This is a genomic window from Blastococcus colisei, from assembly GCF_006717095.1.
GTDB classification, from domain to species: domain Bacteria; phylum Actinomycetota; class Actinomycetes; order Mycobacteriales; family Geodermatophilaceae; genus Blastococcus_B; species Blastococcus_B colisei.
Genome location: NZ_VFQE01000001.1, coordinates 4,056,778 through 4,065,204, shown reverse-complemented (window position 1 = coordinate 4,065,204; position 8,427 = coordinate 4,056,778). Strand labels below are relative to the sequence as shown.

The 8,427-nt window shown below is 73.4% G+C and carries 11 protein-coding genes and 1 riboswitch; all 11 genes read right to left on the bottom strand.

Annotation, left to right across the window (positions count from 1 at the left end):
* A partial coding sequence (locus FHU33_RS26290; RefSeq protein ID WP_211355195.1) for a PfkB family carbohydrate kinase occupies positions 1 to 274 on the bottom strand: 274 nt, incomplete at its 3' end.
* The gene (locus FHU33_RS26285) at positions 271 to 591 is read right to left on the bottom strand and encodes a bifunctional hydroxymethylpyrimidine kinase/phosphomethylpyrimidine kinase (protein WP_211355194.1); all 321 of its coding nucleotides are present in this window, start codon (positions 589 to 591) and stop codon (positions 271 to 273) included. The genes FHU33_RS26285 and FHU33_RS26290, both read right to left, overlap by 4 nt.
* Entirely contained in the window at positions 588 to 1,175 is a 588-nt protein-coding gene (locus FHU33_RS19400) for a thiamine phosphate synthase (protein WP_142026847.1), read from the bottom strand. The genes FHU33_RS26285 and FHU33_RS19400 overlap by 4 nt, the downstream gene beginning before the upstream one ends.
* Positions 1,172 to 1,984 (bottom strand): thiazole synthase, encoded by an 813-nt coding sequence (locus tag FHU33_RS19395; RefSeq protein ID WP_142026846.1) that lies wholly within the window; start codon positions 1,982 to 1,984, stop codon positions 1,172 to 1,174. The genes FHU33_RS19400 and FHU33_RS19395 overlap by 4 nt, the downstream gene beginning before the upstream one ends.
* A 4-nt stretch (positions 1,985 to 1,988) precedes the next feature.
* Positions 1,989 to 2,192 carry a sulfur carrier protein ThiS gene (gene thiS, locus FHU33_RS19390; protein WP_142027275.1) on the bottom strand — a complete coding sequence of 68 codons (204 nt, stop codon included), beginning with the start codon at positions 2,190 to 2,192 and terminating at the stop codon, positions 1,989 to 1,991.
* A 5-nt stretch (positions 2,193 to 2,197) separates the two neighbouring features.
* Positions 2,198 to 3,307 (bottom strand): glycine oxidase ThiO, encoded by a 1,110-nt coding sequence (gene thiO, locus FHU33_RS19385; RefSeq protein WP_142026845.1) that lies wholly within the window; start codon positions 3,305 to 3,307, stop codon positions 2,198 to 2,200.
* A complete protein-coding gene (thiE, locus tag FHU33_RS19380) occupies positions 3,304 to 4,005 on the bottom strand; it encodes a thiamine phosphate synthase (protein WP_246063866.1) in 702 nt (233 codons plus the stop codon). The genes thiO and thiE overlap by 4 nt, the downstream gene beginning before the upstream one ends.
* 65 nt (positions 4,006 to 4,070) lie before the next feature.
* Positions 4,071 to 5,435 carry a purine-cytosine permease family protein gene (locus FHU33_RS19375; RefSeq protein WP_142026844.1) on the bottom strand — a complete coding sequence of 455 codons (1,365 nt, stop codon included), beginning with the start codon at positions 5,433 to 5,435 and terminating at the stop codon, positions 4,071 to 4,073.
* A riboswitch (TPP riboswitch) is annotated at positions 5,425 to 5,537 on the bottom strand. It overlaps the preceding gene by 11 nt.
* A gap of 131 nt (positions 5,538 to 5,668) precedes the next feature.
* Positions 5,669 to 6,925 carry a bifunctional 3,4-dihydroxy-2-butanone-4-phosphate synthase/GTP cyclohydrolase II gene (locus FHU33_RS19370; RefSeq protein ID WP_142026843.1) on the bottom strand — a complete coding sequence of 419 codons (1,257 nt, stop codon included), beginning with the start codon at positions 6,923 to 6,925 and terminating at the stop codon, positions 5,669 to 5,671.
* Positions 6,922 to 7,422 carry a flavin reductase family protein gene (locus FHU33_RS19365; RefSeq protein WP_142026842.1) on the bottom strand — a complete coding sequence of 167 codons (501 nt, stop codon included), beginning with the start codon at positions 7,420 to 7,422 and terminating at the stop codon, positions 6,922 to 6,924. Before FHU33_RS19365 ends, FHU33_RS19370 begins: the two co-directional genes overlap by 4 nt.
* A gap of 38 nt (positions 7,423 to 7,460) precedes the next feature.
* Positions 7,461 to 8,396 carry an MBL fold metallo-hydrolase gene (locus FHU33_RS19360; RefSeq protein WP_142026841.1) on the bottom strand — a complete coding sequence of 312 codons (936 nt, stop codon included), beginning with the start codon at positions 8,394 to 8,396 and terminating at the stop codon, positions 7,461 to 7,463.
* Positions 8,397 to 8,427 lie beyond the last annotated feature (31 nt).

Below are 8,427 nucleotides of genomic sequence, written 5' to 3'. Positions count from 1 at the left end.
GGGCCCGATCGCCGTCCCACACGACGTCGACCGCCTCGCCGGCGACGTCGGCGACTGCGTGGCCGCCCTTGACCACCACGGTGGCGGCCACAAGTGCGCCGAGCGCCCGGGCGGCCTCCCGCTGGTCGGCGAGCGTGCGGATCGGGGCGTCGAGCAGGACCTCGGCCTCGCGGAGGTTGGGGGTGAGCACTGCCGCGTGCGGCAGGAGCGCGTCCAGGTAGAGCCGCTCGGCCTGCGCTTCCAGGAGCCGGTCGCCGCTGGAGGCGACGATCACCGGATCGACGACCAACCGGGGCAGCCGCCGGCGGCGGCGAGATCGGCGACGGCCCGCACAATCCCGACGGTGGCGAGCATGCCGGTCTTCACGGCCGCGACGGGGAGGTCGTCGAGCACCGCCTCGACCTGGGCGACGACGAAGTCGGCCGGCACCGGGTGGACGCCGTGAACGCCCACGGTGTTCTGCGCGGTGAGCGCGGTGACCGCCGAGGTGCCGTAGACGCCGAGCGCGGCGAAGGTCTTCAGGTCGGCCTGGATGCCGGCGCCGCCGCCGGAGTCCGAGCCGGCGATGGTGAGTGCGACGGGTGGGGTCATGCGGCCTCCTCCTCCAGTGCGGCGAGGTAGGCGGGAACGGTGCCGGGGGTGCGCATGATCGGGCCCATGACCGCGATGCCGCGTGCGCCGGCGGCCAGGCAGCCGGGGACGTCGGTCGGTCGGACGCCGCCGAGGGCGTAGGCCGGGGGTGCCAGGGGAATCAGCGCGGCGAGCCCGGCCGGATGCAGGGCGGGGCCGTAGCCGGGCTTGGACGCGGTCGGGAAGACGGGGGAGATCATCACATAGTCGCAGCCCTCGGCCCGTGCCGCGGTCACCTCCGCGAGGGAGTGACAGGAGCGCCCGACCAGCCCCGGCCGCGGCCGGGGAACGGGGTCGCCGGCCGAGAGATGGACGGCGGAGGCGTCGGCGGCACCTGCGGCACCGGCGCGGACCAGCAGGCCTCCGACCGGGGCGAGCACGGTGAGCAGCTGTTCGGCCAGGCGGTCGCGCTCGTCGTCGGGCAGGTCCTTCTCCCGCAGCACGACCGCCCGGGCGCCGCCGTCGACGGCGGCGGCAACCACATCGGCCAGCGGTCGGTCGCACTGCGTCCGGTCGGTGAGCACCAGCAGGCGGGGCAGGTTCACAGCTCGGGTAGGCCTTCGGTCGCGGTGGAGGCCTCGGCGTGCCACCGGCGGGGGATGCGGCCGGCGCCGCGGGCGAGCCGGCCGGCCTCGACGGCATGCCGCATGGCCAGCGCCATCCGTTCCGGGGCGCGGGCGCGGGTCACGGCGGAGGCGAGCAGGACGGCGTCGCAGCCGAGCTCCATCGCCAGCGCCGCGTCGGAGGCCGTGCCGATGCCAGCGTCGAGCACCAGCGGCACGTCCACCGCCTCGCGCAGCAGGGCGATGTTGTGCGGGTTGCGGACGCCCAGGCCGCTGCCGATCGGTGAGCCCAGCGGCATGACGGCGGCGCACCCGGCGTCGGCGAGGCGCCGGCCGAGGATCGGGTCGTCATTGGTGTAGGCCAGCACGGTGAACCCGTCGGCCACGAGTCGCTCGGCGGCATCCAGCAGCTCCACCGCGTCGGGCAGCAGGGTGGTCTCGTCACCGACCACCTCGAGCTTGATCCACGAGGTGTCGAACGCCTCGCGGGCCAGCTGGGCGGTGAGCACCGCCTCGCGCGCGGTGCGGCAGCCGGCGGTGTTGGGCAGCAACCGGACACCGCACCGGTCCAGCACCTCCAGCAGCGGCCCGCCGGTGACGGCCTCCATCCGGCGCAGCGCCACGGTGACCAGCTGGGTGCCCGAAGCCACGACGGCCCGCTCCAGCACCTCGAGGCTGGGTACGCCGCCGGTGCCCAGCAGCAGCCGGGAGGTGAACGCCTGGCCCGCGATCGCGAATGGATCGGCGGCCTCTTGCCGCTGCAGGGCCGGAGCCACGTCGGATGTCGTCATCTGGTCATCCTCCTGCGGTGGGGGCGAGCACCTCGATGCTGTCCCCGGGCGTGAGTCTGGTCGTCTCCCACCGGCTGCGCGGCACCACCGCACCGTTGAGCGCGACGGCGACGCGGCGGTGCTCCCCACCCTCGCGCGCCGCGACGAGCGCTGCCACCGAGGTGGCCTCCTGGACCTCGGCGGGAGCGCCGTTGACGGTCACCTGCATCTCGATCACCTCCGGAACCGGTCGACGGTGAAGGGCGCGGCGAGCTCGGGCAGGGTGCCGGTGGTGATCAGCTCGGCGATGGCGTCGCCGGTCACCGGCGCCAGCAGCACGCCGTTGCGGTAGTGGCCGGTGGCCAGCACCAGGCCGGGCAGGCCCGAGGGGCCGAGCACCGGCGCGTTGTCCGGGCTGCCGGGTCGCCATCGGGCGAGCGTCTCGACCAGCTCTAGCTCGCTGAGCCCCGGGACGACGTCGATCGCGTCGTGCAGCAGGTCGTGCACGCCGCCGGCGGTGACCGCGGTGTCGAAGCCGCGGTCCTCGACGGTGGCGCCGACGACCAGGCGGTCGCCGGCGTAGGGCACCAGGTAGACCTGTCGCCCCCGCACGAGCGCGCGGACGGTGCCGCTGAGCAGGCCGGCGGCGCCGCGCAGCCGCAGGATCTGGCCCTTGACCGGCCGCACGGGCAGCGGCGGCACCCCTGGCAGTGGGGCGCTGTGCGCGCCGAGGGCCAGGACGACGACGTCGCCGGCCAGTTCCTGGCCGCCGGCCAGCCGCAGCCCGCTGGCCCGCCCGGCCTCGACCCGCACCGCCTCGGCGCGTGCGCGCACCATCCGAACTCCGGCGGCCGCCGCGGCGGCCAATAGCGCCCGGTGCAGCGCCCGCGGGTCGACCGAGTGGTCGCCGGGCACGTGCAGGCCGCCACGTACCCGCGGGGTCAGGAACGGCTCTCGGCGGCGGGATTCGCGCCCGGTCAGTCGTTCGGCGTGCAGTCCGAGTTCCTGCTGGAAGGTGTGCAGCGCGGACAGGGCGCGCATGTGGTCTTCGTCGAAGCCCACCACCAGGGTTCCGGCGGTGCGCAGTCCTACCTCGACGTCAGAGGTCTGCGCCAGCTCGGCGACGAAGCCGGGATAGCGCTGCAGCGAAGCCCGGCATAGCCGCAGCAGCGGCTCCTCGCCGTAGGCGGCCTCGGTCACCGGCGCCAGCATTCCGGCCGCGGCGAAGGAGGCCCCGGTGCCGGGAGCCTCGTCGACGACGGTCACCGACAGCCCGCGCTGCGCGCACCGCCAGGCCACGGTCAGCCCGATCAGTCCGCCGCCGGCGACGGCGATCTCGTTCACCGGGGCGCCGACCGGGGGACGCGGGTGGCCGGCGGCGGGCCTGGTTCCGGGCGCGGCGGGCGGCTCTGCGGTGCCGCGACCAGTGCCGCCAGCAGCGCTCGGGTGGCCATTCCCGGGTCGGCTGCGTCGGACACGGCGGAGACGACGGCCACGCCGGACGCGCCGGCCGCCAGCAACGCAGGGATCCGGGCGGCGGTGATGCCGCCGATGGCGATCACCGGTACGGCGACCGCCGCCGCGACCGCTGCGATCCCGTCGACGCCCAGTGGGGCCGGCAGCCCGGTCTTGGTCGCGGTGGAGAAGGCAGGCCCCACGCCGAGGTAGTCCGCGCCGGCCTGCACCAGCTCGGCGGCGGTCGCGGCGGTGCGCGCCGTGCCCCCCAGTAGATGGTTCGGGCCGGCGATCGAGCGCGCCGCAGCCACCGGCAGGTCGCCGGCGCCCAGGTGGGTGCCCGCGGCGCCGACCGCGAGCGCAATGTCGACCCGGTCGTCGACGATGCACGTCGCTCCTCGCCGCGCGCAGACTTCCGCGACCCGGGCGGCGAAGTCGTACAGCGCCCGGTCCGGGCAGAACTTCACCCGGACCTGCACGATCCGGGCGCCGGCCGCCACCGCCGCGGAGACGACACCGAGGGCGTCCCTGCCCTGACGGGCGTCGGTGAGGACGTGCAACCCGCCGATCCGGCGGCGAACCTCCACCGCCCGGTCCGGGCCGGCCGGAAGCGGGGGGTCGGTTCGGCCGGCGGCGCGCATTCGGCGGCCTGTCACCGGAGGGCCTTGGACCAGTCCCCGCGGCGGCGGGCGGACAGCCCGCCGGGCAGCCAGACCAGCGTGGTCAGTGCCGCGGCCACCGCGAGGCCGACCAGCGACGCGGACCAGCCGTTGGCCGGGTCGATGCCCAGCTCGGCCTGGCGGGAGGACCACCACGCCGTCCAGACCCCGCCCGGTCCGGGAAAGAAGGTCGGCAGCGTCAGCTGGTAGGCCACGAAACCGGCCGCCCATGCCAGTAGCAGCGCCGGGCGCGCCGGCGCAGTGTCCGACACATCCCAGCGGCCGTGCGGCAGCAGCCAGTAGGCGACCACGAAGACCCCGACCAGTGGGACGAACACCGCGCCGATCAGGAAGAGGAAGGGCTCGTAGGCGACCAGGTCGGCCGTCAGCGCGAGCCCGGTGGCAAGCACTCCGACCAGCACGGCCAGCATCCGGCGGTCCAGCCGGGCCATTACGTTCTGCGCCGACACCGCCGTGGAGTAGATGTTGGCGAACGCCTCGTCGACCGCCACCACCAGCAGCACCAGGACGGCCAGCAGCCCGAGCGGAACGGCCAGTAGCGCATCCACGACGTCCAGACCGCCTCGTCCGTAGGCGACCAGCGCCAGCGCGCCGAGGGTGAACAGGGCGATGGTGGCGGCGCCGTAGCCGGCCGTGGCGCCCACGAATGCGTCCCGCCCGCGCCGGACGTGCCGGGTGTAGTCCGCCGCCAGCGGGAACCAGGAGACCGGCAACGCGATCACGATGTCGGCCGCCGTCCAGAACGATGCGGCCCCGACCTCGGTCACCGCCGGCAGCGGCTCGGACAACACCTGGATGTACAGGTAGACGATCGCGGCCAGCGCCGCCCACACCGCGTACCGGGCCAGCACCCGCACCGCGCCCAGTGGGCGCAGCGCCATCAGCGTGGCCAGCGCGCCCGCGGCGAGGACGAATGGCCAGCGCGGTGCATCCAGCGCCCGGGAGGCGGCCTCGGCGATGATCCACACCTCGAAGGCGGCCCAGCCCACGCACTGCACGAGGTTGAAGGCGGTGGGCAAGAACGACGTCCGCCGGCCCAGCAGCCCCCGCATCAGCACCATCGCCGGCACGCCCTCCCGAGCGCCGGCCGCCGCCCCCAGGCCCAGCAACACCGATCCGATTACCGCACCGACCACGATCGCGCCGATCGTCACCGACAGCGGGTGGTCGGCGAGGACCACGTAGGTGGCCGCCACCGGCAGCAGCAGGCTGATCCCCAGGTTGCCCCACAACCCCGCGGTGTCCCGCAGGCCCAGCGTCCGAGGCGGCGCTTGGGACAGCGTGATCGGGGCATCGCCCGACGACGTGGTGGCACCGACAGCGCCCGACGCGCCCATGATCGCTCCCTACGCCGGCATTACCCGGTCAGGTTCCAGCGGTCGGCGGCACAGTCAGCCGCCCTCTCAGCCCGGTTCCTCCGAGCTCCCGCACATCGCGCACCCAGCCTACCGAGATATCTGCGCTCGCTTAGCGCCGCCCCCCTGCCCTGCCACCACAGCGCAGCTGTCTCAACGAGGCCCTTAGCAGAGCGATGGGCCAGCCCAAGATGGGGCTCACGGGCAGCCGTCCCTCAGCCGTCTCTCAGCCACGCCTCGGCGGCGCGCGTCCGCAGACGGTGGCCCATCCGCAGCTGCTTGGTGCGCAGGTAGCTGACGTTGTGCGGCGTCTCCACCACCGGCAGCGCCACCCGGCCCACGATCGTCAGCCCGTAGCCCTCCAGGCCTCCGAATTTGGCCGGGTTGTTGGTGATCAGCCGCAGCTGTGTGATACCGAGGTCGCCGAGGATTTGCGCGCCGACGCCGTAGCTCCGGGAGTCGACGGGCAGGCCCTGGGCCGTGTTGGCGTCCACCGTGTCCAGACCCTGCTCCTGCAGGGCGTAGGCGCGGATCTTGTGTGCCAGCCCGATGCCGCGGCCCTCGTGTCCGCGCAGGTAGACCACCGCGCCGCAGCCCTCCGCGGCCACGGCCCGCAGCGCCTGCTCCAGCTGCCCGCCGCAGTCACAGCGTAGGGAGCCCAGGATGTCACCGGTGAGACACTCCGAGTGCACGCGGACCAGTGCGCCGCCCTCGCTCCGTCCCGCTGCCGCGACGTCCCCGAGAACCAGTGCCAGGTGCTCGCTCCCGTCCAGGGTGCTGCGGTAGGCCAGCGCCCGGAAGTCCCCGAACTTCGTCGGCATGTGTGAGCTGGCGACTAGCTCCACCAGCTGCTCTGTGGCCCGCCGGTACCGGATGAGATCGGCGATCGCGAGCACCGGCAGGTCGTGCTCGGCGGCGAACGCGGCCAAGGAGGCGCCGCGGCGCATCGACCCGTCCTCGTCTACAATCTCGCCGATAACTCCAACGCCCGACAGTCCGGCCATGGTTGTCAGGTCGACGGCGGCCTCAGTGTGTCCCGCCCGGACCAGCACGCCACCCTCCCGAGCCCGCAGCGGGAAGATGTGCCCGGGCCGGCGCAGATGGCCCGCAAGGGTGGCCGGAGAGGCCAGCGCGCACACCGTGCGTGTCCGGTCTGCCGCCGAAACTCCCGTGCCCGTGTCGACGTGGTCGACCGTCACCGTGAACGCGGTGCCGTGCGCGTCGGTGTTGTCCGCAGTCATCTGCGGCAACCGCAGCTCCTCGGCGCGATCGGCGCGCATCGGCACGCAGATGATCCCTGTCGTGTGGCGCACCAGGAACGCCATCTGCTGCTCGGTCACGCACTCGGCGGCGAGTATCAGATCGCCCTCGTCCTCCCGGTCGGCGTCGTCCACCACGATCACCATCCGGCCCTCGGCCAGGGCCGCAACGGCATGCTGCACCGCCTCGGCCGGCGACTGCCGGGTGGTCACGCCGACTCCTCGAGATGGGCGTGGGTGCCGAACACCCGACCGTGGTACGTCAGCGGCCGGCCGTCGAAGGTTTCCGCGGCCACGACCGTGCCGAGAGCCACGACGTGGTCCCCACCGTCCACCAGGCTCGTGACCTCGCAGGCCAGCCACCCCGGAGCCCCCGGCAGCCGGGGCAGGTCGTCGTGCAGCTCCCAGTGAACACCGTCGAACTTGCCGGTCCCGCCCTTCTTGGCGAACCCCAGCGCAAGGGCGGACTGGGTCGACCCGAGTACGTTGATCCCGAAGCGACCGCACTCCCGGACCCGCGTCAGGAGTTCCGACCCTCGGTCGAGGGCAACGAGCACCATCGGCGGGTTCATCGACAGGGAGGCGAACGCGCTGACCGTCGTCCCGTGCGGCAGGCCGCCCGAGATCGCGGTCACGACGGATACCGGGGTGGCGACGCCAGCCATCACCTCACGGAAGTGGGTCTGCAGCTCCTCGGCGGGTGATGCCATCGGGAACTCTCCTTTGGTTGGTGCAGCGGCGACGGTGGTCAGGCGAGACACGTCAGTGGCCGGCCGCCGTTGAACTCGACCATCTCGTCAACGATCTGGTGGTAGTCCAGGGAGACCCCGAGCGGCTCGCCGCGAAGTTCGGAGTAGGCGCGGTGCAGGTTGCCCACCAGTCGCTCGGAGTCGGTCCAGCGTGCGTAGTCGCCGAGGTCGGTGCGCCGGGCGACTTCGAGGGGCTCGTCGCCGGCGGCGAAGCCGTCCTTGGCCCGGTCCTGCACGAAGCGCAGGTACTCCAGTTGGTCGCCGATCACCGCGCTATCGCATACGGCACCGTGACCGGGAACCAATGTGCCGGCGTCCAGACCGGACAGGTCGGTGAGCGCGTTGATCAACCCCTGCACCGATCCCATCACCACGAACGGCGTGCCCCCGTTGAACACCAGGTCGCCGGCGAACAGCAGACCGCGGTCGGGCACCCAAACAGTGACGTCGTTGGTGGTGTGCGCCGGCTGTCCGACGTACCGGAGCGTGGCGGCCACGTCGTCGCACCAGACGGTCACCGAGTCATCGAAGGTCACCGTCGGCGGGGCGATCTCGAGGTCGCCCCACTCGACGCCGGGGAACCACTCCTTGGTCTCCAGGCCGACGGCGAGCATCGTTTCCCTGCATAGGTCGTGCCCCACGATCGTCGCCTCGGGGAACAGATAGTTGCCGTAGGTGTGGTCGCCGTGGTGGTGAGTGTTCAGGATTGTTCGCACCGGCGTCGCGGTGAGGCCGGCGACGGCGTCGCGCAGCCCCACGCCGCGGGAGGCGGTGAACGCGGTGTCCACCAGCGTCACGCCGCGCCCCCCGATGTGGACGCCCGCATTGTTCAGGCCCCACCCGCCGTCGAGCTGAACGAAGGCGGAGAACCCGCCACCGAGGTCGTGCAGGGTCGGCGGGGGTAGCGCCGCCGAAGCGCTTCGGCTGTTGCTCATGCGTCGTCCTCCAGGACGGGAAGGGGACGGC